This is a genomic window from Achromobacter sp. MUI-25009338 (assembly GCF_057359325.1).
The window spans coordinates 1,766,149-1,788,581 of the sequence record NZ_CM170627.1; the positions used below are offsets into that span (position 1 = coordinate 1,766,149).

Consider the following 22,433-nt stretch of genomic DNA (forward strand, 5'->3'; position numbering starts at 1 on the left):
GGCGGGTCAGGGCGCGTCGTGGAACAACAGTTCCAGCCCGGCGCGCTCGCCGCTGCGAACGCGGCTGATGGCGTGCTTGAGGCTGACCCGGTAGTCGCCGCGCGCGCCGCTGACCGGCCGCTGCGCCGTGGCGATCAGCGCCGCGTCGCCCAGGCGCAGCGGCAGCACCATGGGCCGCGTCTGCATACGCGGGCGCTGCTCCGTCATCACGAACTCGCCGCCGGTGAATTCCTCGTCCGGTTCGGACAGCAGCGCGATGCATTGCAGCGGAAACACGTGCGCGCCGGCGTCGTGCCGCTGCAGCGCCATGTAGCCGTCCGTGCGCAGCAGGTTCAGGCAGGACTGCGCGCGGCTCTGCCCCGCCCGCCGCCCGCGATCCAGGAATTGCGCCAGCTCGTCCGGGTAGCGCTGGGCGCAATCCATGCGCGCGTTCCAGCGGTTGGCGATGGGGACCAGGTGGCGGTACAGCGCGTCGCGCCACGCCGCCAGCGCCGCCAGCGGCTCCGCCGCGAATACGTAGCGTTCGCCCAGGCCCAGGTCCTCGCGGGCCAAGTCCGTGCGCCGCAGGCCGGCCGTCGCCGCGCGCAGCGCGCGCGCCTGCGGGGGCGCCAGCCATCCCGGCAGCAGGGCATAGCCTTGCGCGTCGAGCTGCGCGGCGATGGCGTCCCAGTCCAGCGCGTCGATGGCCGGCGCGCTGCCGGCCAGTTCGATCCGCGGGGCAGGGCCGTCCGCCGCATGCAGCGGCAGTTCGGTCTGCACGGCGTCAGCGCGCGTCATGGAAGATCACTCCCAGCGTATGCCGGCGTCCGTCCAGCAGCTGGCTGACGCCGTGGCGCATGGCGGCGCGGCGGGCGCCGCCGCGCCGGCCGGGCACGGGCCGCTGGTTGACCGTGAACACCAGCGCGTCGCCCTGGCGCAGCGGCACCACCTGCGCCACCTGGCGGCCGGCGCAGGTTTCCGTCATCACGAATTCGCCGCCGTTGAAGTCTGCGCCCGGCTCGGACAGCAGGATGGCGGCCTGCAGGGGAAACACGTGTTCGCCATACAGGTCCTGGTGCAGGCAGTTGTAGTCGCCGGCGCGGTACTGCAGGATCAGCGGCGTGGGCAGGCGCTGGCCGGCGTCGTGGCAGCGCGCCAGGAATTCATCGAGCGTGGGCGGATACTGCACGCCGATGCCCAGCTCGCGGTTCCAGCGGTTGGCGACGGGCGCCAGCCGCGCATAAAGCGCATGGCGCAAGGCCTCGACCAGCGGCGGCAGCGGATAGGAAAAGTATTTGTATTCGCCGCGGCCGAAGCCGTGGCGGGCCATGACGACGCGCGACCGGTAGCCGTCGGCACGCGGATACAGCGCCGCCAGCGCCCGGCATTGTTCCGGGTCCAGCAGCCGCGGCAGCACCGCGTTGCCGTGGCGGTCGAGCGAGCAGGTGGCGGCCTGCCAATCCTGTTGCGCAAGCGCGCCGTGGAGGGCTTCCAGGCTGCCGGTCATGGTCTGTCGCGGGATGTCGGATACATGCGGCCAGTGTAGATCCGGCGCGCGCGCCTGGGACTCCGGATCTTGCCATGGGCGGCTACGCGGCGCCGGCGGGCGGCGCCATCACGATGCTGAAGCCTATGGTCGTGAGCCGCTGCGACGAGCTGGCGTAGCTGCGTCCGCCGTGCATGCGGGCGATGGCCGCGACGATGGCCAGGCCCAGGCCATGATGGTTGGCGTCGAACTCTCGCGCCGAATCGCTGCGGTAGAAGCGGTAGAACAGCCGCGGCAGATGTTCCTGCGCGATGGGCTCGCCGGTGTTGCGCACGGCGATCAGCACTTCGCCGGGAGCGCCGTCGGCGGGCGCGCCGCGCGAGATCTCGACTTCGATGACGCTGCCGCGGTCGGCGTAGCGCACCGCGTTGGACACCAGGTTGGACACCGCCCGCTGGAACAGCTTGCGGTCGACCAGGGCCGAGGCGTCGCCCGTGACGGACAGCTCGACGCCGGCGTCCAGCGCCTCGGCTTCGTGGTACTGGGTCACTTCCCGCACGATCTCGGCCAGGCTGCGCTGCCACGCGCCCCGGGCCTGCGCGCCCCGGTCGGCCTGCGACAGGAACAGCATGTCGTTGACGATGCTGGCGATGCGCTGCAGTTCTTCGAGGTTGGACCCCAGCGTCTCGCGCAGGGCCTGCACGGAAGGCCGGGTGCTGAGCGCCAGCTCGGTCTCACCGATCAGCGTCGCCAGCGGCGTGCGCATCTCGTGGGCGACGTCCGCGTTGAAGCCTTCCATCTGCACGTAGGCGCGCTCCAGGCGCTGCAGCACGGCATTGAACTGGCGCACCAGCGGCTGGATCTCGCGGGGCTGCCCGCTTTCGTCCAGGCGCTCGCCGATGCGGTCGGGCGACAGTTGCGCGGCCTGCCGCGCCAGTTCGTCCAGCGGCGCCAGACCCTTGCGCACCAGCAGCGTGCCCACCGCCGCCACCACGATCGCGCCGGCCAGCGCGCAGGCGAACAGCGTCCAGGCCAGGGCGTGGCGCAGGCGCAGGTCGGAACTGATGTCCAGCACCAGCTCCGCGTTCAGGGCGTCGCCGGGCGCGCCCGGGTGGGGCAGCGAGAACGCGATGCGGCGCTCGTGCGTGCCGTCGCCGTTGCCGGCTATCGGACTGCCGTAGTAGACCTTTTCGCCTTCGATCTCCAGCACCAGGGAAAAGTCCGGCCGGCCGTAGAAGAAGTCGCTCAGCTTGTGCCGCAGGCGGGTGGTGTCCTGGCTGGCGGCGTTTTCCTCGACCAGATGGCGCACGACCGCCACCTTCTGCTCGAGCAGCGCGTCCTGCCGGTTGATCAGATTGACGTTGGTCGCGTAGTAGACCGCCGCGCATACCAGCCCGAGCGCGACGAAGGTCTGGACCGCCAGCCAGCGCGACAGCCAGCGGCGCAGCGACTTGGGACGCCACCCGGGCATCAATCGCTCCGCGGTTCCAGCACGTACCCCATGCCGCGCACGGTATGGAGCAGCTTCTTGTCGAAGGGTTCGTCGACCTTGCCGCGCAGCCGCCGGATCGCGACTTCGACCACGTTGGTGTTGCTGTTGAAATTGATGTCCCACACCTGCTCGGCCAGTTCCAGGCGCGACAGGACTTCGCCCTGCTTGCGCATCAGCAGCGCCAGCAGCGTGAACTCTTTTGCGGTCAGGTCCAGCCGCACGCCGTCGCGCGTGGCGCGCCGGCGTAGCAGATCCAGCTCCAGGCCCTCGATGCGCAGCACGTTCTGGCCGACGGTCTCGGCCTGGGCGTGGCCGCTGCGCCGGCCCAGGGCCAGCACGCGCGCCAGCAGTTCCGACAGGGCGAAGGGCTTGGCCAGGTAATCGTCGGCGCCGTCGCGCAGGCCCTTGACGCGGTCTTCGAGCTTGTCGCGGGCGGTCAGCATCAGGACCGGCACGCGGCTGGTCTTGCGGATCTCGGCGAGCACGGTGAAGCCGTCCATCGCCGGCAGCATCACGTCCAGCAACACCAGGTCGTATTGGCCTTCGCGGACCAGGTGCAGCCCGGTGACCCCGTCCTGGGCCACGTCGACCACATAGTTATGTTCGCTCAGCGCGCGCCGCAGGTACTCGGCGAGTTTTTTTTCGTCTTCGATTACGAGTACTTTCATATCGGCTGGAAAAAAGGTGCGTGGAAGTCCCCGAATTCTCTGCCCTTATTCTAGGGCCTGTCGACACTGAAAAGCGCGCCGCGCCCGCATCGGGCGCGGCGGCCGGAAAAAAGGCGGGCGGCCATGCCGCCCGTCCCCGGGGATCAGCCGGGGGTGTAGATCTCGGCCAGGCGCGCGCGCTCGGCCGGCGTGACGGCGCGCAGTTCGGCCAATGCGTCCTCGCGGGTGCGGGAGGTGCCTTGCCTGGCCCAGCCCGGCTTGGCGGCGTTCAGGTTGGCCAGATACCACTGCGCCTTGTCGGCCTTGGCCGCGGCCAGTTCGCTCTGCACCTGCGCGCGGGTCTTGTCGCCCGCGGCGTGCTCGGGGGCGATGGCGTAGCCGATTTCGGTATCGGTCTGATGCCAGACGCCGGACGCGTTGGCGGCCAGCGGCAGGGCAAACGCCGCAGCCAGGGCGGCGATGGCGGACAGGGCGTGGGTTCTCATGAGTAGCTCCTTGGTTGAGGCGGTGGCCTGCCCGGGTTCTGCCCGGCCGGCCTATACACGCGATTTGTTAATCGACGGTGACACTCTACGGAGTCCAGCCTGTCAATTGGCAGACGCCCTGATTACGTTTTCGTAAGGCGCGCGAAGCTGACAGAAATGTCATTTTTCTGTCGGTCGATTGACGAGGACGCTTGGATACATTGCCGGATCGTAATTTCCTCGTTCCGAAAGCTCTCTTCCTTGAATCCATGCGCTTATCCGTATTGCCGCTGACGTTGGCGGCGCTGATGATCACCGCCCCGGCGTCGGGGCAGGAAACGGGCGGCGCCCGAAACGCCATTGCTGCAACCGCGGCCGACGAAGGCGCCGCGCTGACGCTGGAGCGCGCCCTGGCCTATGCGCTGGAGCGCAATCCCGGCCTGTCCGCGGCCCGCAACGAGGCCGCCGCCAGCAGCGGCCTGCTGACCCAGGCCGGCGTGCTGCCCAACCCGTCCATCGACGTGAGCGTGGACGACACGCAAAAGGCCACGCGCACCACCACCGCCATGCTCAACGTGCCGGTCGAGACCGGCGGCAAGCGCGCCGCCCGGATCAAGGCGGCCGGCCTGTCGCGGGATATCGCGGAGCAGGACGTGGCGGACTCGCGCGCAAGCCTGCGGGCCGCGGTGATCGCGGCCTTCTTCGACGTGGCGGTGGCGCAGGAGTCCGTACGCGTCACGCGCGGCAGCGTGGACATCGCCAGCGACGCGCTGCGCCTGGCCGAAAGGCGCGTGGCGGCGGGCAAGGCGCCGCCGCTGGAGGGCTCCAAGGCGCAGGTGGCGCTGGCCAGCGCGCGGATCGAAGCGCGCGAGGCGCAGGCCGCCTTGCTGGGCGCGCGCCGCAAGCTGGCCCTGCTGTGGGGCGAAGCCGAACCGGCATTCGCCAGTGTGGGCGGGAACCTGGACACGCTGCCCGAGCGCGCGTCGCTGGACGAATTGCGCGCCGCGCTCGCGGCCTCGCCCAAGCTGGCCGGCGGCAAGCTGGCCGTGGACCTGGGCCGCGCCCAGCTCGAAGTCGAAAAAAGCAAGCGCTATCCCGACATCACGCTGAGCGCGGGCGTGGCGCGCGACAACGAGGCCGGCCGCAACAAGGCCCAGCTGGGCGTCTCCATTCCGCTGCCGCTGTTCGACCGCAACCAGGGCAACGTCTACGCCGCCACCATGCAGTCGTACAAGGCGCAGGACCTGTACCGCGAGCTGCAGGCCTCGCTGACCGCCGAACTGCTGCAGGCCGTGACGCGCTTCGACCTGGCGGTCGGCGCCGCGCGCGATTACCGCTCGGCGGTGCTGCCGGGCGCGGCGCAGGCGTATGACGCCGCGCGCAAAGGATTCGAGGCGGGCAAGTTCGGCTTTCTGGAGGTGCTGGACGCGCAGCGGACCTTGTCGGACGGAAACATCGCCTACCTGACGGTGCTGGCCTCCGTATATCAGGCCTCCGCGGACATCGACCGCATTCTGGGACGTTGAAACGAGTACTAAAGAGATGGCACAGCAGAAAAACAAACGAATCTTCCCGATGCGGGCCGCGGCGGCGGCGGCCAGCCTGTATGCGGCCCTGCTGCTGGCCCCGCTGGCGCAGGCCGCGGCGGAAGACGGCGAGGCCGGCCACGGACACGAAAAGGCCGAAGCCGGGCCCCAGGGCGGCGAGCTGACCCGCGACGGCGAGCGCAGCGTCGAGCTGCTGCTGGAGGAACGGGGCGGGCGCGCGCGCCTGAAGCTGCGCGGCTACCAGAAGGACAAGCCGGTTGCCGCGGCCGACCTCGCCGTCACGGCGGAATTGCGCCGTCCGTACGCCGCGCCCGAGCGGCTGAGCTTCACCCGGGAGGCGGACGCGCTGGTGAGCGAGCAGCCTATCGGGGAGCCGCATTTCTTTGAAATCGAAGCCACGGTGTCCTGGGCGGGCGGCGGCGCGGTGCGCGCGGTGCTTGACAAGGAAGAAGGAAAAATCCCGCTGTCGGCCGAGCAGATCGCGATCGCCGGCATCGGGACGGCGGTCGCCGAGCCGGCGGCCCTGACCTCGTCGGTGCAGTTCCCGGGCGAGATCAAGTTCAACGCGGACCGCACCGCCCACGTCGTGCCGCGCATGGCCGGCGTGGTGCAAAGCGTGTCGGCCGACCTGGGCGAGCAGGTCGCCAAGGGCCAGCTCCTGGCGGTGCTGTCCAGCACGGCCCTGTCGGAGCTGCGCAGCGAATGGCTGGCGGCGGTCAAGCGCCGCGACCTGGCCGCGCAGACCCACAGGCGCGAGCAGCGCCTGTGGCAGGAGAAGGTGTCCGCCGAGCAGGACTACCAGGCCGCGCGCACCGCGCTGCAGGAGGCCGAGATCGCGGTGCAGAACGCCGAGCAGAAGCTGCGCACGGTGGGCGCGGCGACACGCTCGAAGGACCTGGGCAGCCTGGAGATCCGTGCGCCGTTCGACGGCGTGGTGGTGGAAAAGCACATCGCGCTGGGCGAGGCCCTGCCGGAGAACGCCAATATCTTCACCTTGTCGGACCTGCGCACCGTGTGGGCCGAATTCGTGATCGCGCCCAAGGACCTGCACGACGTGCGCGTGGGAGAAGCGGCCACGGTGTCGTCGGCCGCCTTCGACGGCAAGGCGGCCGGCACGGTGTCGTACATCGGCTCGCTGCTGGGACAGCAGACCCGCACCGCCACGGCGCGGGTCACGCTGGAGAACCCCGACATGGCCTGGCGGCCGGGGCTGTTCGTGTCCGTCGACGTGGTGACCAGGACCGCGGACGCCGCCGTCACGGTGGACGCCGACGCGGTGCAGACGGTAGACAACGAGCCGGTCGTGTTCGTCGAAGTGCCGGGCGGCTTCCTGGTCCAGCCCGTGGCGCTGGGCAAGGCTTCCGACAAGCGCGTCGAGGTGCTGTCGGGCCTTGCGCCGGGCGCGCGCTACGCCGCCAGGAACACCTTCGTCCTCAAGTCGGAGCTGGGCAAGGCCAGCGCCGAGCACGCGCACTGAGGCGGGGGCGGAACATGTTCGAACGCCTGATCCGCTTCGCCATCGAGCAGCGATGGCTGGTGCTCTTCGTCACCCTGGGCATGGCCGCCATCGGGGTGTACAACTACTCGCGGCTGGCCATCGACGCCGTGCCCGACATCACCAACGTGCAGGTGCAGATCAACGCCGGCGCGCCGGGCTACTCGCCGCTGGAGACCGAGCAGCGCGTGACCTATCCGATCGAGACCGTCATGGCGGGCCTGCCGGGCCTGCAGCAGACGCGCTCGCTGTCGCGCTACGGGCTGTCCCAGGTGACCGTCATTTTCGAGGACGGCACCGACATCTATTTCGCCCGCCAGCTGGTCAACCAGCGTCTGCAGGAGGCCAGGGAAAACCTGCCCGCAGGCATCACGCCCACCATGGGGCCGATCTCCTCCGGGCTGGGCGAGATCTACCTGTGGACGGTGGAGGCGGCCGACGACGCGCGCAAGCCCGACGGCACGCCCTACACCCCCATGGACCTGCGCGAGATCCAGGATTGGGTCATCAAGCCGCAGCTGCGCAACATTGCCGGCGTCACCGAGATCAACGCCATCGGCGGCTTCGCCAAGGAATACCAGGTCGCGCCCAGCACCGAAAAGCTCGCCTCCTACGGCCTGGCGCTGACCGACATCATGACCGCGCTGGACCGCAACAACGCCAACATCGGCGCCGGCTACATCGAACGCAAGGGCGAGCAGTACCTGATCCGCGCGCCGGGCCAGGTGCGCTCGATGCAGGACATCGAAGACGTGGTGCTCGCGACCGTGCAGGGCCAGGCCATCCGCATCCGCGACGTGGCCGAGGTATCCATCGGGCGCGAACTGCGCACCGGGGCGGCCACGAGCAACGGCGAGGAAGTGGTGCTGGGCACGGTCTTCATGCTGATCGGGGAGAACAGCCGCGCCGTGTCGCAGGCCGTCGCCGCCAAGCTCGAAGCCATCAACAAGTCGCTGCCGGCCGGCGTGCAGGCGGTGACGGTCTACGACCGCACCAACCTGATCGACAAGGCCATCGCCACGGTCAAGAAGAACCTGCTGGAAGGCGCGGCGCTGGTCATCGTCATCCTGTTCCTGTTCCTGGGCAACATCCGCGCGGCGCTGATCACGGCCATGATCATCCCGCTGTCCATGCTGTTCACCTTCACCGGCATGGTGAGCTACAAGGTCAGCGCCAACCTGATGAGCCTGGGCGCGCTGGACTTCGGCATCATCGTCGACGGCGCGGTGGTCATCGTGGAGAACTGCGTGCGGCGCCTGAGCCACGCGCAGGCGCACCACGGCAGGCCGCTGACGCGCGGCGAACGCTTCCACGAGGTCTTCGCCGCCGCGCGCGAGGCGCGCCGTCCGCTGCTTTTCGGCCAGCTGATCATCATGGTCGTGTACCTGCCGATCTTCGCCCTGAGCGGAGTGGAAGGGCGCATGTTCCATCCCATGGCGCTGACCGTGGTGCTGGCGCTGCTGGGCGCGATGATCCTGTCGGTCACCTTCGTGCCGGCGGCGGTGGCGCTGTTCATGGGCAGGCACGTCGTGGAAAAGGAAAACCGCCTGATGGCCTGGGCCAGGCGGCGCTACGAGCCGCTGCTCGAAGCCGCGCTGCGCCGCACCCCGGCCGTGCTGGCCGGCGCGACCGTGTTCGTGGTGCTGTGCGGCGTGCTGGCGGCCCGCATGGGCAGCGAGTTCGTGCCCAGCCTGAACGAGGGCGACATGGCCATCCAGGCGCTGCGCATCCCGGGCACCAGCCTGACGCAGTCGGTCGAAATGCAGAAGCAGCTGGAAAAGCGGCTCAAGGACCAGTTTCCCGAGATAGAACGCGTGTTCGCGCGCACCGGCACGGCCGAGATCGCCTCCGACGCCATGCCGCCCAACATCTCGGACGGCTACATCATGCTCAAGCCCATGGACCAGTGGCCCAGCCCCAAGAAGACCCGGGCCGAGCTGCTGGCGGCCATCCAGGAGGCGGCGGCCCAGGTGCCGGGCAACAACTACGAATTCTCCCAGCCCATCCAGCTGCGCTTCAACGAACTGATCTCGGGCGTGCGCAGCGACGTGGCGGTCAAGGTGTTCGGCGACGACAACGAGGTGCTGAACGCGACCGCCGCCGAGATCGCGGAAGTGCTGCAAGGCATTCCGGGCGCGTCCGAGGTCAAGGTCGAGCAGACCACCGGCCTGCCCATGCTGACGGTCAATATCGACCGCGCCCGCGCGGCGCGCTACGGGCTGAGCCTGGCGGACGTGCAGGACACCCTGGCCATCGCCGTGGGCGGGCGCGAGGCGGGCACCTACTTCCAGGGCGACCGGCGCTTCGACATCGTGGTGCGCCTGCCCGAATCGGTGCGCGAAAACCTGGCGGCGCTGCGCAAGCTGCCGGTGGCGCTGCCCAGGCAGGAAGGGCAGGCCCAGGCGAGCTACATCCCGTTGAGCGAGGTGGCCAGCTTCGACCTGGCGCCGGGACCCAACCAGATCTCGCGCGAGGACGGCAAGCGCCGCATCGTGGTCAGCGCCAACGTGCGTGGCCGCGACCTGGGCTCGTTCGTGTCCGAGGCCACCGCGGCCATCGGCGAGCGGGTCGAGATCCCGGCCGGCTACTGGACCTCGTGGGGCGGCACCTTCGAGCAGCTGCAGTCCGCGGCCGAGCGCCTGCAGATCGTGGTGCCGGCGGCGCTGCTGCTGGTGTTCGCGCTGCTGTTCGCCATGTTCGGCAACGTCAAGGACGGCCTGCTGGTCTTCACCGGCATTCCGTTCGCCCTGACCGGCGGCGTGATCGCGCTGTGGCTGCGCGGCATCCCCCTGTCCATCACCGCGGCGGTGGGCTTTATCGCGCTGTGCGGCGTGGCGGTGCTCAATGGCCTGGTCATGCTGTCGTTCATCAGCGGCCTGCGCGAAGAAGGCAAATCCGTCGGCCAGGCCGTGCGCATCGGCGCCCTGACGCGTTTGCGCCCGGTGCTGATGACGGCGCTGGTGGCCTCGCTGGGCTTCGTGCCCATGGCCATCGCCACCGGCACCGGCGCCGAAGTCCAGCGCCCGCTGGCCACGGTGGTGATCGGCGGCATCATCTCCTCCACCATTCTGACGCTGCTGGTGCTGCCGGCGCTGTACCGCCTGGCGCACAGGAACGACGCCGAGGAGCTGGAACTGGCGGACGCGGCCCGCCGGGAATAGGCGCGGCCGGTCACCGGACAGCTTTTCCAGCCCCCGCGCCGCCGGCGCATATCTCCGGGAGTAATATGACGCGGGCCGGCATCCGCCGGCCCAAGCCGCCTTGCGCGGGCGGCCATAAGAAGATGACGAGGAGACACACGTGGACAAGCAACAGCCGCGCGGCTGGTATTTCGGCTGGAACATCGTTGGCGCCGCTGCGGTACTCACCCTGCTGACCGTCGGGCTGCGCATGGCGATCGGGCCGTTCTTCCTGCCCATGGCCGAGAGCCTGGGATTCACGCGCAGCATGCTGTCCGGCATCGTGGCCGTCGGCATGCTCTGTTATGGACTGGGCATGCCGCTGGCCGGCTACCTGGTCAGCACGCGCGGCACGCGCTTCGTGCTGCTGACCGGAACCGCGATCGTGGTGGCCTCGTGCATCTGGACGGTGTTCGCCGGCGGGCCCATCGAATTCCTGCTGTCCTTCGGCGTGGCCCTGTCCATCGGCCTGGCCTTCACCAGCCCGGTGGCGCTGACGCCGGTGATCAGCCGCTGGTTCACGCGCCAGCGCGGCATGGCCCTGTTCTTCCTGTCCACCGGTTCGATGGCCGGCATCGCGCTGATGACGCCGGCCCTGACTTTCGCCATCTCCGCCGTGGGCTGGAAGGAAACCATGCTGGGCTTCGCGGTCCTGTTCGCGCTGATGACGGTGCCGATGACGCTTTTCATCATGCGCGACGAGGCGCCCGAGCACGCCGACCTGCTGCCTCACCAGATCGTCGACAAGGCGGCTGCCGCCAAGCCCGCGCCCGCACGCGCCGCGCCCGACGTGCGCGGCGCGCTGCGCACGCTGCCTTTCTGGCAGGTGGCGCTGGGCCTGTTCGCCTGTGGTTTCAGCATGAACCTGCTGGGCACGCACGGCGTGCCCATGCTGATGGACCACGGCTTCGACGCCACCACCAGCTCCCTGGGCATCGGCCTGATCGGCCTGGTGGCGATCTTCAGCACGCTGGTGCTGGGCCGGCTGTCGGACCAGGTGGAACGGCGCAACATCCTGGCCACCATCTACCTGGTGCGCGGGCTGGGCTTCTTCGCGCTGGTCATGGTGGGCGCGGACTGGGAACTGTACGGGGCGGCCACCATCGGCGGCATCGCGTGGGCCGGCAGCATCGCGCTGTCCTCGGCCATCCTGGCCGACGTCTACGGCATCCGCCTGGTGGGCGTGCTGTACGGGCTGACCTACCTGGGCCACCAGGTCGGCGGCATGATCAGTTCATGGCTGGGCGGCTGGGCCTATGAAACCTTCGGCACGCACTGGGTGGCCTTCGGCTCGGCCGGCGCGCTGCTGCTGGCGGCGGCGCTGATCTCGCTGCGCCTGCCCGCCCGCGGCCTGCTGGCCGGGCAGGCTGCCGCGGCCGGCGGGCGCTGAAGCGCGGCTAGCGGTCTTTCAGCAGCGAAACCAGTTCGGGCACGTAGCGCTCGCCGCCGCCCTGCGTCACGGCCTGGTCGAAGGTGTGCTGCACCGCCGCGCCGATCTCGCGCACCGCGCCCGTCTCTGCGGCCATGGTGTTGTAGTAGGACAGGTCTTTCTGCGCGTTCGACATGAAAAAGCGCAGCGAGGACGGGTCCTGCTCCAGCAGGTAGGGCTTGATGCGCTCCAGCGCCACGCCGCCGCCGCCGCCCTTGGCCAGCACGTCGGCGAACACGGCCGGATCGATGTCGGCGCGCAGCGCGCAGGCGGCCGCTTCCGACAGCAGCGCCACCACGCCCAGCGACACATAGTTGTGCAGCAGCTTCATGCGGTGGCCGGCCCCGACCGGGCCGGCGTGCGTGATGTTCTCGGCGAAGCAGGCCAGCAGCGGCCTGCACTCCTCGAACAGCGCGGCGTCGCCGCCCACCAGCAGGTTGAGCCGGCCTTCGGCGGCTTCCTTGGGGGTGCGGGTCATGGGCGCGTCCAGGAAGCGGCCGCCGGCCTGGACCACGGCCTGCGCCACTTTCTCGGTGGAGGAGGGGATGGCGGTGGAGCAGTCGATGATCACCGTGCCGGGCCGCAGGCCTTCGAGCACGCCGCCGGGCGACAGCAGCACGGCCTCGACCTGCGGGCTGCCGGTGACGCACAGGATGATCACGTCGGACTGCGCCGCCAGCGTGGCGCCGTCGGTGACGCTGGCGGCGCCGGCGGCCTTGAGCGCGTCCAGCGGCTGGTTGCCCGGGTGCTCCAGCACCGTCAGCGCATGACCGTGCTTGACCAGATTGCTCGCGATGCCATGGCCCATGAGGCCGATTCCAACCATGCCGACTTTCGCCATCTTTACTGCTCCTGCCTTGTTAGGGTGTTGGTTATCGTGTAAATCTTACTCCGACTCCCACTCAGACCCGGCCTTCACATGACAGCCCAAGTTCCTTCCGGTTTCGAGCCCTGGCGCCCGAGCAGTCCCTTCATGACCCACCTGGCCGAGCTCGGCGCGCTGTACAAGCGCGACGCCGACTGCGTGCTGGCCCTGCGCCTGGACGAGGCGCACACCAACATGCACAGCATCGCCCACGGCGGGCTGCTGGCCACCCTGGCCGACAGCGCGCTGGGCTACACCATCGCGCAGCAGGGGCAGGTGTCGGTGGTCACCGTGCAGATGTCGGTCGAGTATCTGAATCCGGTCAGGCCCGGCGACTGGCTCGAGGCCCACGTGCAGATCGACAAGCAGGGTAAGCGCCTGATCTACGCCACCTGCCGGCTGCAGGTCGAAGGCCGCGTCATGCTCAAGGCCAACGCGGTGTTCGCGGTGCGCGCCGCCAAGACGCCGGCCTCGGACGGCTGAGACGCCATACGAAAGATTCGAAGCCGGCGTTCGCGCCGGACCAAGGCGGCGCGCCGTCCCATAGGGCCGGACGCGCCGTTTGAACGCCGACGAACGCAGCGTTCGAAACATTCGACTCCTCGCCGCGCGAGCGGGCCAGCATAATTTTCCGGATCGTTTCAATCACGGAGACACTATGCTGCACACGGCCTTGCGGGGCGTGAAAGTCGTGGACCTCTCCCGCATACTCGCGGGCCCCTGGTGCACGCAGAACCTGGCGGATATGGGCGCCGAGGTCATCAAGGTGGAACACCCGGAGCGCGGCGACGATACCCGCGGCTGGGGCCCGCCCGACCTGCGCTCGGCCGACGGCCAGGCGTCGATGTCGGCCTATTTCATGGCCTGCAACCGCGGCAAGCAATCGGTGGCCATCGACTTCGCCACCGAAGCGGGCGCGGCCCGCGTGCGCGAACTGGCCGCCGGCGCCGACGTGCTGGTCGAGAACTACAAGGCGGGCGGGCTGCGCAAGTACGGCCTGGACTACGACTCGCTGGCGCGCATCAATCCGCGTCTCATCTACCTGTCCATCACCGGCTACGGCCAGTCCGGTCCGCTGGCCGGCAAGCCCGGCTACGACTACGTGTTCCAGGGCATGGGCGGCCTCATGAGCTACACCGGACAACCCGACGGAACGCCGGGCGCCGGGCCGTTGCGCACCGGCGTGGCGGTGGTGGACCTGATGACCGGCATGTACGCCACCTCCGCCGTGCTGGCGGCGCTGCGCCAGCGCGACCGGACCGGCCGCGGCATGCCGCTGGACATCTGCCTGCTGGATGTGGCGGTGGCGCTCAACGCCAACCAGGGCGCCAACTACCTGGTGTCCGGCGTGGCCCCGCAGCGCAGCGGCAACGCCCATCCCAACTGCGCCCCGTACGAGGTGTTCGCCTGCGCCGACGGCCACCTCATCCTGGCCATCGGCAACGACGGCCAGTTCGCGCGCTTTTGCGGCGTGGCCGGCCATCCCGAATGGGCGGCCGATGCGCGCTACGCCACCAACAGCGCGCGCCTGGCGCACATGGACGGCCTGCGCCCGCTGATCGCGCAGACCCTGGCCGCCGCCCCGCGCAAGCGCTGGACCGACGCCTTCGACGCGGCCGGCGTGCCCTGGGGGCCGATCCACACGCTGGACGAAGTGTTCGCGCATCCGCAGGTGCAGCACCGCGGCCTGGTGCAGACCGCCGTGCATCCCAGGCTGGGCGAGCTGCGCCTGGTGCGCAATCCGCTGCTGGCCGGCTCCCCGCCCGAGGCCCTGGGCGCGGCGCCGCCACTGCTGGGCGAGCACACCGCAAGCGTGCTGCCGGATTCCCCCACCAGATGATTCAACCGAGGAGACAACCATGAAATCCATAAAATTCCACGTGGCGGCGCTGTGCGCCTGCCTGGCCGCGCCCGCGATGGCCGCCGCCGAATACCCCGACCGGCCGATCCGGCTGGTCGTGCCCTACGCGGTGGGCGGCACCACCGACATCATCGCGCGGGTGGTCGGCAACAAGCTGGGCGAGCGGCTCGGCCAATCCGTCATCATCGAGAACCGTCCGGGCGCCGGCGGCAACATCGGCTCGGCCTACGCGGCCAAGCAGCCGGCCGACGGCTACACCCTGGTGATGGCGGTGGAAAGCTCGCACGCCGTCAATCCCAACGTCTACGCCAGGAGTTCCTACGACCCCGTCAAGGATTTCGCCCCGATCAGCAACCTGGCCGACGTGCCCAACGTGCTGGTCGTGAACCCGACGCTGCCGGCCCGGGACCTGGCTTCCTTCCTGCAGCTGCTCAAGGCCAACCCGGACAAGTACGCCTTCGGCTCCTCGGGCAACGGCGGCCTGAGCCATATGAACGGCGAACTGTTCCTCAAGACCACCGGCACCCGCATGCTGCACGTGCCCTACAAGGGCCTGGGTCCGGCGCTCAACGACCTGGTGGCTGGACAAGTGCAGGTCGTGTTCGACAATATTCCGTCGTCCTACCCGCTGATCCAGGGCGAGCGCCTGCGCCCGCTGGCCGTGGCCGCCAAGCAGCGGCTCAAGGTGCTGCCGGACGTGCCGACCTACGCCGAGGCCGGTTTGCCTGCCATGAACAACCCGTCCTGGTTCGGCCTGGCCGCGCCGGCGGGCGTGCCCGAGCCCGTGCTGGACAAGCTGAACCAGGCCGTGCGCGCGGCGCTGGCCGACCCCGACACGGTCGCCGCCATCGAACGCCAGGGCGCCGTGCCCAGCCCCATGTCGCGCGAGGAGTTCGGCGCGCTGATCGCCAAGTCCAACCAGCATTGGCAAAGCGTGGTGGCCGACATCAAATTCGAGAAAATGCAGTAAGAGGAGATCCCATGAACACCAGAACCTTTGAAGTCGCCCATGCCCGCGCCGAGATCGAGGCCGGCGGCATCGCCACCCTGACCATGCAGGACGCCGGCGTCCTGAACATCCTGAGCACCCCGGTCATCGACGGCCTGCGCGAAGCGCTGGCGCGGCTGCGCGAAGACGACTCGGTGCGCGTGCTGGTGCTGCGCGGCGCCAGCGACCGCGCCTTCGTGGCCGGCGCCGACATCGCCGAAATGGCGGCGCTGGACGAGGCGAAGGCGCGGCGCTTCATCTCGAACCTGCGCGACCTGTGCAACGCCGTGCGCCATTTCCCGGTTCCCGTCATCGCCCGCATTCCGGGCTGGTGCCTGGGCGGCGGCCTGGAATTCGCGCTGGCCTGCGACCTGCGCATCTGCGCCGACCACGCGCAGTTCGGCATGCCCGAAGTCAAGGTGGGCATCCCGTCCGTGATCCACGCCGCGCTCATGCCGCCGTTGATCGGCGCGGCCAACAGCGCCTGGATGCTGCTGACCGGCGAACTGATCGACGCCCGCCGCGCGCTCGACTGGGGCCTGGTCAACGCCGCCGTGCCCGAGGCCGAACTGGACGGCGCCGTGCGCAAGCTGGCCGAAGGCTTCGCCGCGCTCGGGCCGGCCGCGCTGCGCCAGCAGAAAAAGCTGCTGCGCCGCTGGGAGACGATGTCGGTGGACGAAGCGATCGAGGACAGCGTCGCGGAATTCGGCGCCGCCTTCAACACCGGCGAGCCCCAGAAATTCATGAACGAGTTCCTGGAAAACAAGCGCCGCGCGAAATCCTGAGCCGGCGCGCGCCCGGCGCCGTCAGTCCTGCTCGCGCGTGGCCGCCACGATGGGATCGTCGAGCAGGTAGCCGGCCACCTGCTCGACGAAAGGCGAGGGCGGCGAGCCGGCCGCAGTGACCAGCGTCAGCTCGCGCCGCGCCCAGGGTTCGCGCAGCCCCACGGCCGCGATCCGGCCTTCGCGCAGCGCGCCGGCCGCGACGCTGCGAGGCACCAGCGACACCCCCACGCCGGCCTCCACCATGGACAGCGCCGCGTCGAAGGTATGCACGTGGATGCGCACCTTGGGCGTCTTGCCGGCCAGCTTGGCCATGTCGCGCAGGAACATGAAATTGCTGGTGCTGCGGTTCATGCACACGAAATCCAGGTCCAGCACCGCCGGAAAACGCACCGGCGAACTGTCCACCACCGGATGGTTCAGCGGCGCTGCGATGATCAGCTCGTCGACCGCATAGCGCGTGGCGTTGACGCCGGCCGACTGCGCGCGGCCGGCGAAGATGCCGATATCGGCCTCCTGGCCCGCGATCGCGGCCTCGATGGTGGTGCTGGAGCGCTCTTCGAGCAGGATATTGACGTTGGGATTGGCCGACAGGAAGCGGCCCAGGCTGGGCACGATGAAACCGTTGAGCGAGCTGCTGTTGGCGAACAGCTTGACGCTGCCCTTCAAGCCGCTGGCGAAGCCGCTGACCTCTCCGTGCATGCGCTCGACCCCCGCCAGCAGCGAGCGCACGTGCTTGAGCACGAACGCGCCCTCGACGGTCAGCTCCATGCCGCGCGCCTCGCGCTTGAATAGCGGCACGCCCATCGCGAACTCCAGGTTCTTCAGGCGGTAGCTGGCGGAAGAGGCGGTCAGGTGCACCGCGTTGGCGCCGCCGGACAGGCTTCCGGCCTCGGCGATCGCAAGAAACAGGCGGAGATCGGTCAGTTCATAGCGCATCGCGCAAGGTTACCCCAGCCCGCGCGGCGGCGTCACAGATAAGGCGTCGCCAGCCAGATCACCTTGTTGCGCAGCCGCTTGGCGAACGGCGCCTGGTGCAGGCTCTCCAGCGTCTCGCGCTTGGCCTGGCCGATCAGCGCATCGACCCGGGCCGCGATCCAGCGCGCCAACTCGGGATCGTAGATCTCCGTATCCAGCTCGAAATTCAGCCGCAGGCTGCGCGGGTCCAGGTTGGACGAGCCCACATAGGCCCAGGCGTCGTCCACCGTCATCAGCTTGGAATGGTCGAACGCCCCGCGTGAGCGCCACACCCGGCAGCCGGTGCGCACCACCTGGTCCAGCTGCGCCGTCATCGCGTAGTCCACCAGCCGCAGATTGTTCTTGCCAGGAATCACGATGTCCACCGTCACCCCGCGGCGCGCGGCCGTGGCCAGCGCGCCGATCAGCGTCTGGTCGGGCAGGAAGTAGGGCGACTGGATGCGCACGTGTTGCTGCGCCACCGCCAGCGCGCCCAGCAGCATATTGTGCGAACTGCCCAGCGCGCGGTCCGGGCCGGACGGCACGCAGCGCATCGGCACCCGGCCGCTGCGCGGCTGCGCGCTGGGATCGAACCACGGCCTGGCCGGCAGCGACTCGTGCGTCGTGAAATTCCAATCATGCGCGAACACCGACATCAGCTGCGTCACGATCGGCCCCTCGACCCGGAAATGCGTGTCGCGGTTGGTCGCCGGCCCGGCCAGCGCGCTGACGAAGGCCGCGCGCACGTTCATCCCGCCGGTGAAACCCACCCGCCCGTCGATCACCAGCACCTTGCGGTGGCTGCGCAGATTGGCGTAGGGCATGCGCAGCACCCCCAGCGGATTGGTCATGAAGCGCGCCACCGGCACGCCGCCGCGCGCCAGCATGCGCACGATGGGCGGGCGCGAATACTTGGAGCCGATGGCGTCGATCAGCACCCGCACCTCGACCCCGCGCGCCCGCGCCTCGATCAGCGCCTGGGCCATCTCGCGCCCGATCGGATCGTTGTCGAAGATATAACTCTGCATCGCCACCGCATGGCGCGCTTCGCGGATCGCCTGCAGCATGGCCGGATACGCCTCGTCGCCGCCGGCCAGCGGCTGCACCGCGTTGCCGCCCAACAGCCGGAAACGGCTGACGCGGTCGCCCAGCACCTTCAGCGACGCGAACTGCGGCCCCGAGACCTGCACCACGTCCACCGGCGCCGTCTCCACCTGCTCAGCGTCCACCACCATCGCCTCGTCGCGCTGCTGCGACAGCCGCGTCTTGCGGATTCGGTTGATCCCCGCCACGAAATAGAACAGCGCCCCGAACAGCGGCGAAAACAGCGCCACCCCCACCCAGCCGATGGCCGCCCGCACGTCCTGCTTCGTCATCGCGGCATGCACCGCCGCGCCCGTCCCGGCCACGACGCTGATGGCAAATACCAGATGAGGCCAGTAATCGATCAAAATAGCGTGTATGCGATCCATGACGAGGGGGTAAACCACGGTCTCCGGGGGCGGTCAATGCGCAAGCATATCAAGGCCCCACGCCCAGGCAAGTCCGTTTTCGCCACGGCCTCGCACACCATTCAAAAAAACGTGCTAGAATTCGGCCTCTTCGTTGATGAGCACCTTTTTTCAAGGCCGCGCAGCGAAGCAAGCAGTACCAGTGGTGGCTGTAGCTCAGTTGGTAGAGTCCCGGATTGTGATTCCGGTTGTCGTGGGTTCGAGTCCCATCAGCCACCCCAAAATTTCCTTAGAAAACAGCCGCTTACAGCGGCTGTTTTCTTTTGCGCGGGCATCATATTTCTAATAATCCGCGTCCCTTCTAATTGGTTAGAAGGTCGGGGTTACCCTCGCAGCGCCGACGTTATCGACGTAGGCGATCTGATCTGATTTCCGGCGCGCTGCGCAAAATCCCCGCCTCAATACTTCTGATTCCCGACCTAAACGGACCGGGGAATCGCCATGACCAAACTGGAAATCTACGACCACCGCGCGCTGGCGCTGGTGCCTGCCGACGCCGTGCTTGAAGTCCTGGCCACAGGCTGCGCCTGGAGCGAAAGGCCGGTCTGGATGCAGGAGGATGGCAGTGTGCTCTGGAGCGATATTTCGAAGAACCGCATGATGCGCTGGCATCCCGACGGCGGCGGGCGCGTGTGGCGCCAGCCGGCGGATTTCGTCAATGGCCATACGCGTGAGGCGGGCGGTTCGCTGCTGCATTGTTCGCACGGCCGGCGCGCCGTGAGGGATACAAAGCAGATTCCGAATTAAGAGATAACTTCGTGTTGCGGTTCGATCCGGCGCGCCATTCTGGGAGGTCACCAGCGACTTCGTCGAAGAACGCTCGTCCTACGTGAGGTCCATAGAGGGGGGAGAACCACCTATACCAGTATCACCTATGGCCTTGTTATAGGACGGAGCCAATAGAACAATCCACTTCGAACTTTACTTCGAATGGATAGGCCGTATGAGAATCTCGTTTTTGCACACCATCGACACTAACGAAGCCGTCTTCGGACTCGCGGCGATGAAAGCCGGTTGGTCATCGGATCAAATTCGTCATGCGACTCGCGAGGATCTGCGGCAGGCAATGGCGCAACAATCGGCGCCAAACTGTGGCGCGCACGGCCGGGTCCACGAAGCGGTACGGAGTTTGATGGCCGAGGCCGACGCGGTAATCGTGACGTGCGCGACGCTCGGCCCCGCAATCGACACGATGGGAGAAACCTCCGTTCCCATCATCCGGGCAGATGCGGCCCTGGCCAAAGCGGCGTCGCGCGCCGGCAGAAACCTCGTCGTGCTCTGTGCGGTCGAATCGAGCGTTGCGCCGAACCGAGAGCTCTTCGAGCTCCATGCGGCCGCCACCGGCGCTAGTGTGACTGTTCGCTTGATACCCAACGCCTGGGCGCTCTACCAAGAAGGCGAAACAGCCGCATGCATGGCGGCATGTGCGCAAGCGGCGGATGAGGCGTATGCCCAAGGCTTTGATGTCGTGGCGTACGCTCATCCATGGATGGCTGAGTCTGTGGAATTGATGAGAAGCAAGTGCCGACCGATCCACGGCGTACAAGCGGCGCTGGACGCCGTGACGGATGCGCACTAACCCCCGCAACGTCCGCCAATGCAACGGGCCGCCCTAGGGCGGCCTGTATTGATTGTGGCGCTGGTCTCGTGCGGCTCTGCCATCCCCTCGCAGCGCGGACGTTATCGACGTAGGCGATCTGATCTGATCTGATTCCCGGCGCGCTGCGCAAAATCCCCGCCTCAATACTTCTGATTTCCGACCGGACGCCGCACCGCGGATTCTAGAGTGATTCCCGACCTAAACGGACCGGGGAATCGCCATGATCAAACTGGAAATCTACGACCACCGCGCGCTGGCGCTGGTGCCTGCCGACGCCGTGCTTGAAGTCCTGGCCACAGGCTGCACCTGGAGCGAAGGGCCGGTCTGGATGCAGGAGGATGGCAGCGTGCTGTGGAGCGATATTCCGAAGAACCGCATGATGCGCTGGCATCCCGACGGCGGCGGGCGCGTGTGGCGCCAGCCGGCGGATTTCGTCAATGGCCATACGCGTGAGCCGGGCGGTTCGCTGCTGCATTGTTCGCACGGCAGGCGCGCTGTTCTGCGTACGCGTTTCGGGCCCGACCTGGCGCCGCTGGGCAATGAAATCGTGGTCGATCGCTACGAAGGAAAGCGGCTCAATTCGCCCAACGACGTGGTGGTCAAATCGGACGGAACCATCTGGTTCACGGATCCCCCCTACGGCATTCTCTCCAACCATGAGGGATACAAAGCAGATTCCGAGTTGGGAGACAACTTCGTGTTCCGGTTCGATCCGGCAAGCGCCATTCTGGAAGTCGTCAGCGACTTCGTCGAGGAACCCAATGGCCTGGCTTTTTCGCCGGACGAGTCGGTGCTCTATGTGGCCGACACCTCGGCTGCGCTGCGCACCGATGGCGGCGGCAATCATCACATCGTGGCCTTCGACGTCGCCGGTGGCCGCCGCCTGCAAAACCCCAGGGTGTTCGCGCAGGTCGACCCGGGCGTGCCCGATGGTTTGCGGGTCGACATGCAGGGCTGGGTCTACACCAGCAGCGGCGACAGCGTCCAGGTCTACGGCGCCGACGGAAGGCGGCTGGCAAAGATTCCGGTGCCGGAGAAGGTCGGCAACGTGGCGTTTGGCGGGGCGGGGATGAACCAGCTGTTCATTTGCGCCAGTACGTCGTTGTATCGCATCACCCTGAACACCAAGGGAATTCCATGAAGACGAAGCGCAAACACGGCGGGGCGGAACATCGGGCCGTTGGGCGGGAGGTCCTGTTGCTGGTCGAGAAATGCAGCCACTGCTTCAGCACCTATGACCTGGCCACGGGCGAGCGCATCGCCTCCGTCGCGCTGCCCGACTATCCGCACGAATTCGTCATCGACAGCCATTGCCGCTACGCCTATGTCGGCCACTATGGGGTGGAGCATTCCGGCGTGGCCGGCCCTGGCGGGCACTCGGTGTTCCAGATCGACATCCGCGCGTCCGAACTGGTGCGCACCATCGATCTATCTCCCTACAACCGGCTGCACGGCCTGCAAATCGACGCGCAGGACCGCCTGTACGCGCTCAGCGAGGAACGCTCCACGCTCTTGGTGCTGGACACGCCGCAGACGGACGCCGCGCCCAGGCGCGCGGTGGGCAGCGGCGGGGTCAAGAGCCATCTGCTGGCGCTGTCTCGCGACGGGCAGACGGCCTATTGCATGAACCTGCTGTCGCATACGGTCGCCAAGGTGCGTCCCTGGGACCCGCTGGCCGCGCCGGTGCTGTGCCAGCCCGGCGAAAAGCCCGAGGGCTGCTGTCTCAGCGCGGACGAGCAGACGCTCTATGTGACGAACCGCTGGAGCAATACGCTGGCGGCGATCGACACCGCCTCGATGACGGTCAAGCGCGAGGCGCCGTCCAGGAACGATCGCACGCGCCTGTACCGCTATCGCGACGGCCGCATGCTCGTCACCAACTACGGCGAGCGCAGCCTGTCCATCGTCGATCCGGACACCTTGCAGGAACTGGCGCACGTGCCAACCGAAGCGCGCGCCATCGCCTTGTCCTTCCATCCGTCCAGGCCGCTGGCCTATGTCTCGCTGGACGACGACAGGGTGGGGCTCTTCAACCTGGAAACCCGCGCGTTCGAAAGCTATATCGCCACGCAGCGCGAACCCGACGTGTCCAGGGTCGTGTACCTGTAGGGGGCGGCGGGACCCGGGAGG

The 22,433-nt window shown here is 68.3% G+C and carries 20 protein-coding genes and 1 tRNA gene; 13 read left to right on the forward strand and 8 right to left on the reverse strand.

What is annotated here, in order from left to right:
- Positions 1-6: 6 nt before the first annotated feature.
- The 5 genes from AC1IQ6_RS08440 to AC1IQ6_RS08460 form a co-directional block, all read right to left on the reverse strand.
- Positions 7-777 (reverse strand): 2OG-Fe(II) oxygenase, encoded by a 771-nt coding sequence (locus tag AC1IQ6_RS08440; protein ID WP_485866142.1) that lies wholly within the window; start codon positions 775-777, stop codon positions 7-9.
- Positions 764-1,486 carry a 2OG-Fe(II) oxygenase gene (locus tag AC1IQ6_RS08445; RefSeq protein WP_102772650.1) on the reverse strand — a complete coding sequence of 241 codons (723 nt, stop codon included), beginning with the start codon at positions 1,484-1,486 and terminating at the stop codon, positions 764-766. Before AC1IQ6_RS08445 ends, AC1IQ6_RS08440 begins: the two co-directional genes overlap by 14 nt.
- An 82-nt stretch (positions 1,487-1,568) precedes the next feature.
- Positions 1,569-2,936, reverse strand: coding sequence for a heavy metal sensor histidine kinase (locus AC1IQ6_RS08450; RefSeq protein WP_479731341.1), 1,368 nt, complete (start codon positions 2,934-2,936; stop codon positions 1,569-1,571).
- The gene (locus AC1IQ6_RS08455; RefSeq protein WP_111827196.1) at positions 2,936-3,625 is read right to left on the reverse strand and encodes a heavy metal response regulator transcription factor; all 690 of its coding nucleotides are present in this window, start codon (positions 3,623-3,625) and stop codon (positions 2,936-2,938) included. The genes AC1IQ6_RS08450 and AC1IQ6_RS08455 overlap by 1 nt, the downstream gene beginning before the upstream one ends.
- A 143-nt stretch (positions 3,626-3,768) precedes the next feature.
- Complete coding sequence (locus AC1IQ6_RS08460) at positions 3,769-4,110, reverse strand: DUF4148 domain-containing protein (RefSeq protein WP_485866143.1); 342 nt, start codon at positions 4,108-4,110, stop codon at positions 3,769-3,771.
- A gap of 248 nt (positions 4,111-4,358) precedes the next feature.
- On the opposite strand from AC1IQ6_RS08460, the gene AC1IQ6_RS08465 reads away from it, so the two are divergent.
- From AC1IQ6_RS08465 to AC1IQ6_RS08480, 4 genes are all read left to right on the forward strand, one after another.
- Complete coding sequence (locus AC1IQ6_RS08465; protein WP_485866144.1) at positions 4,359-5,615, forward strand: TolC family protein; 1,257 nt, start codon at positions 4,359-4,361, stop codon at positions 5,613-5,615.
- A 16-nt stretch (positions 5,616-5,631) separates the two neighbouring features.
- Complete coding sequence (locus AC1IQ6_RS08470) at positions 5,632-7,113, forward strand: efflux RND transporter periplasmic adaptor subunit (RefSeq protein ID WP_485866145.1); 1,482 nt, start codon at positions 5,632-5,634, stop codon at positions 7,111-7,113.
- A gap of 14 nt (positions 7,114-7,127) precedes the next feature.
- Positions 7,128-10,292, forward strand: coding sequence for a CusA/CzcA family heavy metal efflux RND transporter (locus AC1IQ6_RS08475; protein ID WP_485866146.1), 3,165 nt, complete (start codon positions 7,128-7,130; stop codon positions 10,290-10,292).
- A 139-nt stretch (positions 10,293-10,431) separates the two neighbouring features.
- Positions 10,432-11,700: an MFS transporter gene (locus tag AC1IQ6_RS08480; protein WP_102772644.1), complete on the forward strand. Its 1,269-nt coding sequence runs from the start codon at positions 10,432-10,434 to the stop codon at positions 11,698-11,700.
- 7 nt (positions 11,701-11,707) lie between these two features.
- Here AC1IQ6_RS08480 and AC1IQ6_RS08485 read toward each other — a convergent pair whose 3' ends face one another.
- Positions 11,708-12,580: an NAD(P)-dependent oxidoreductase gene (locus AC1IQ6_RS08485; RefSeq protein WP_102772643.1), complete on the reverse strand. Its 873-nt coding sequence runs from the start codon at positions 12,578-12,580 to the stop codon at positions 11,708-11,710.
- Between the two features lie 78 nt (positions 12,581-12,658).
- Here AC1IQ6_RS08485 and AC1IQ6_RS08490 point away from each other — a divergent pair, with 78 nt between their 5' ends.
- The 4 genes from AC1IQ6_RS08490 to AC1IQ6_RS08505 all read left to right on the forward strand — a co-directional run bounded on the left by AC1IQ6_RS08490 (position 12,659) and on the right by AC1IQ6_RS08505 (position 16,238).
- Positions 12,659-13,087: a PaaI family thioesterase gene (locus AC1IQ6_RS08490; protein ID WP_102772642.1), complete on the forward strand. Its 429-nt coding sequence runs from the start codon at positions 12,659-12,661 to the stop codon at positions 13,085-13,087.
- 175 nt (positions 13,088-13,262) lie between these two features.
- Positions 13,263-14,444: a CaiB/BaiF CoA transferase family protein gene (locus tag AC1IQ6_RS08495; RefSeq protein ID WP_111827198.1), complete on the forward strand. Its 1,182-nt coding sequence runs from the start codon at positions 13,263-13,265 to the stop codon at positions 14,442-14,444.
- Positions 14,445-14,463: 19 nt separating this feature from the next.
- On the forward strand, positions 14,464-15,435 hold the full coding sequence (locus AC1IQ6_RS08500; RefSeq protein WP_485866147.1) for a Bug family tripartite tricarboxylate transporter substrate binding protein: 972 nt from the start codon (positions 14,464-14,466) through the stop codon (positions 15,433-15,435).
- 11 nt (positions 15,436-15,446) lie between these two features.
- Positions 15,447-16,238 carry an enoyl-CoA hydratase gene (locus AC1IQ6_RS08505; RefSeq protein ID WP_485866148.1) on the forward strand — a complete coding sequence of 264 codons (792 nt, stop codon included), beginning with the start codon at positions 15,447-15,449 and terminating at the stop codon, positions 16,236-16,238.
- A 21-nt stretch (positions 16,239-16,259) separates the two neighbouring features.
- Here the strand turns inward: AC1IQ6_RS08505 and AC1IQ6_RS08510 are convergent, their stop codons facing one another.
- Both AC1IQ6_RS08510 and cls read right to left on the reverse strand, forming a co-directional pair.
- Entirely contained in the window at positions 16,260-17,174 is a 915-nt protein-coding gene (locus tag AC1IQ6_RS08510; RefSeq protein ID WP_102772638.1) for a LysR family transcriptional regulator, read from the reverse strand.
- Between the two features lie 32 nt (positions 17,175-17,206).
- Positions 17,207-18,664 carry a cardiolipin synthase gene (gene cls / locus AC1IQ6_RS08515; RefSeq protein WP_485866149.1) on the reverse strand — a complete coding sequence of 486 codons (1,458 nt, stop codon included), beginning with the start codon at positions 18,662-18,664 and terminating at the stop codon, positions 17,207-17,209.
- Between the two features lie 184 nt (positions 18,665-18,848).
- On the opposite strand from cls, the gene AC1IQ6_RS08520 reads away from it, so the two are divergent.
- From AC1IQ6_RS08520 to AC1IQ6_RS08540, 5 genes are all read left to right on the forward strand, one after another.
- A tRNA-His gene (locus AC1IQ6_RS08520) sits at positions 18,849-18,924 on the forward strand.
- A 220-nt stretch (positions 18,925-19,144) separates the two neighbouring features.
- Positions 19,145-19,450, forward strand: a complete 306-nt coding sequence (locus AC1IQ6_RS08525; protein ID WP_485866150.1) for an SMP-30/gluconolactonase/LRE family protein — start codon at positions 19,145-19,147, stop codon at positions 19,448-19,450.
- Positions 19,451-19,646: 196 nt separating this feature from the next.
- Positions 19,647-20,282 carry an arylsulfatase gene (locus tag AC1IQ6_RS08530; protein WP_485866151.1) on the forward strand — a complete coding sequence of 212 codons (636 nt, stop codon included), beginning with the start codon at positions 19,647-19,649 and terminating at the stop codon, positions 20,280-20,282.
- A 241-nt stretch (positions 20,283-20,523) separates the two neighbouring features.
- Positions 20,524-21,444, forward strand: coding sequence for an SMP-30/gluconolactonase/LRE family protein (locus AC1IQ6_RS08535; RefSeq protein ID WP_485866152.1), 921 nt, complete (start codon positions 20,524-20,526; stop codon positions 21,442-21,444).
- Between the two features lie 56 nt (positions 21,445-21,500).
- A complete protein-coding gene (locus AC1IQ6_RS08540) occupies positions 21,501-22,412 on the forward strand; it encodes a YncE family protein (protein ID WP_485866153.1) in 912 nt (303 codons plus the stop codon).
- Positions 22,413-22,433: the final 21 nt, after the last annotated feature.

Excerpts from the sequence above, each read along its gene's own strand:
- AC1IQ6_RS08505 (WP_485866148.1), top strand. The coding sequence starts at position 15,447 with ATGAACACCAGAACCTTTGAAGTCGCCCATGCCCGCGCCGAGATCGAG.
- AC1IQ6_RS08475 (WP_485866146.1), top strand. The coding sequence starts at position 7,128 with ATGTTCGAACGCCTGATCCGCTTCGCCATCGAGCAGCGATGGCTGGTG.
- AC1IQ6_RS08455 (WP_111827196.1), bottom strand. The coding sequence starts at position 3,625 with ATGAAAGTACTCGTAATCGAAGACGAAAAAAAACTCGCCGAGTACCTG.
- AC1IQ6_RS08485 (WP_102772643.1), bottom strand. The coding sequence starts at position 12,580 with ATGGCGAAAGTCGGCATGGTTGGAATCGGCCTCATGGGCCATGGCATC.
- AC1IQ6_RS08445 (WP_102772650.1), bottom strand. The coding sequence starts at position 1,486 with ATGACCGGCAGCCTGGAAGCCCTCCACGGCGCGCTTGCGCAACAGGAT.
- cls (WP_485866149.1), bottom strand. The coding sequence starts at position 18,664 with ATGGATCGCATACACGCTATTTTGATCGATTACTGGCCTCATCTGGTA.
- AC1IQ6_RS08530 (WP_485866151.1), top strand. The coding sequence starts at position 19,647 with ATGAGAATCTCGTTTTTGCACACCATCGACACTAACGAAGCCGTCTTC.
- AC1IQ6_RS08440 (WP_485866142.1), bottom strand. The coding sequence starts at position 777 with ATGACGCGCGCTGACGCCGTGCAGACCGAACTGCCGCTGCATGCGGCG.
- AC1IQ6_RS08450 (WP_479731341.1), bottom strand. The coding sequence starts at position 2,936 with ATGCCCGGGTGGCGTCCCAAGTCGCTGCGCCGCTGGCTGTCGCGCTGG.
- AC1IQ6_RS08465 (WP_485866144.1), top strand. The coding sequence starts at position 4,359 with ATGCGCTTATCCGTATTGCCGCTGACGTTGGCGGCGCTGATGATCACC.
- AC1IQ6_RS08495 (WP_111827198.1), top strand. The coding sequence starts at position 13,263 with ATGCTGCACACGGCCTTGCGGGGCGTGAAAGTCGTGGACCTCTCCCGC.
- AC1IQ6_RS08500 (WP_485866147.1), top strand. The coding sequence starts at position 14,464 with ATGAAATCCATAAAATTCCACGTGGCGGCGCTGTGCGCCTGCCTGGCC.
- AC1IQ6_RS08525 (WP_485866150.1), top strand. The coding sequence starts at position 19,145 with ATGACCAAACTGGAAATCTACGACCACCGCGCGCTGGCGCTGGTGCCT.
- AC1IQ6_RS08510 (WP_102772638.1), bottom strand. The coding sequence starts at position 17,174 with ATGCGCTATGAACTGACCGATCTCCGCCTGTTTCTTGCGATCGCCGAG.
- AC1IQ6_RS08460 (WP_485866143.1), bottom strand. The coding sequence starts at position 4,110 with ATGAGAACCCACGCCCTGTCCGCCATCGCCGCCCTGGCTGCGGCGTTT.
- AC1IQ6_RS08470 (WP_485866145.1), top strand. The coding sequence starts at position 5,632 with ATGGCACAGCAGAAAAACAAACGAATCTTCCCGATGCGGGCCGCGGCG.
- AC1IQ6_RS08535 (WP_485866152.1), top strand. The coding sequence starts at position 20,524 with ATGATCAAACTGGAAATCTACGACCACCGCGCGCTGGCGCTGGTGCCT.
- AC1IQ6_RS08490 (WP_102772642.1), top strand. The coding sequence starts at position 12,659 with ATGACAGCCCAAGTTCCTTCCGGTTTCGAGCCCTGGCGCCCGAGCAGT.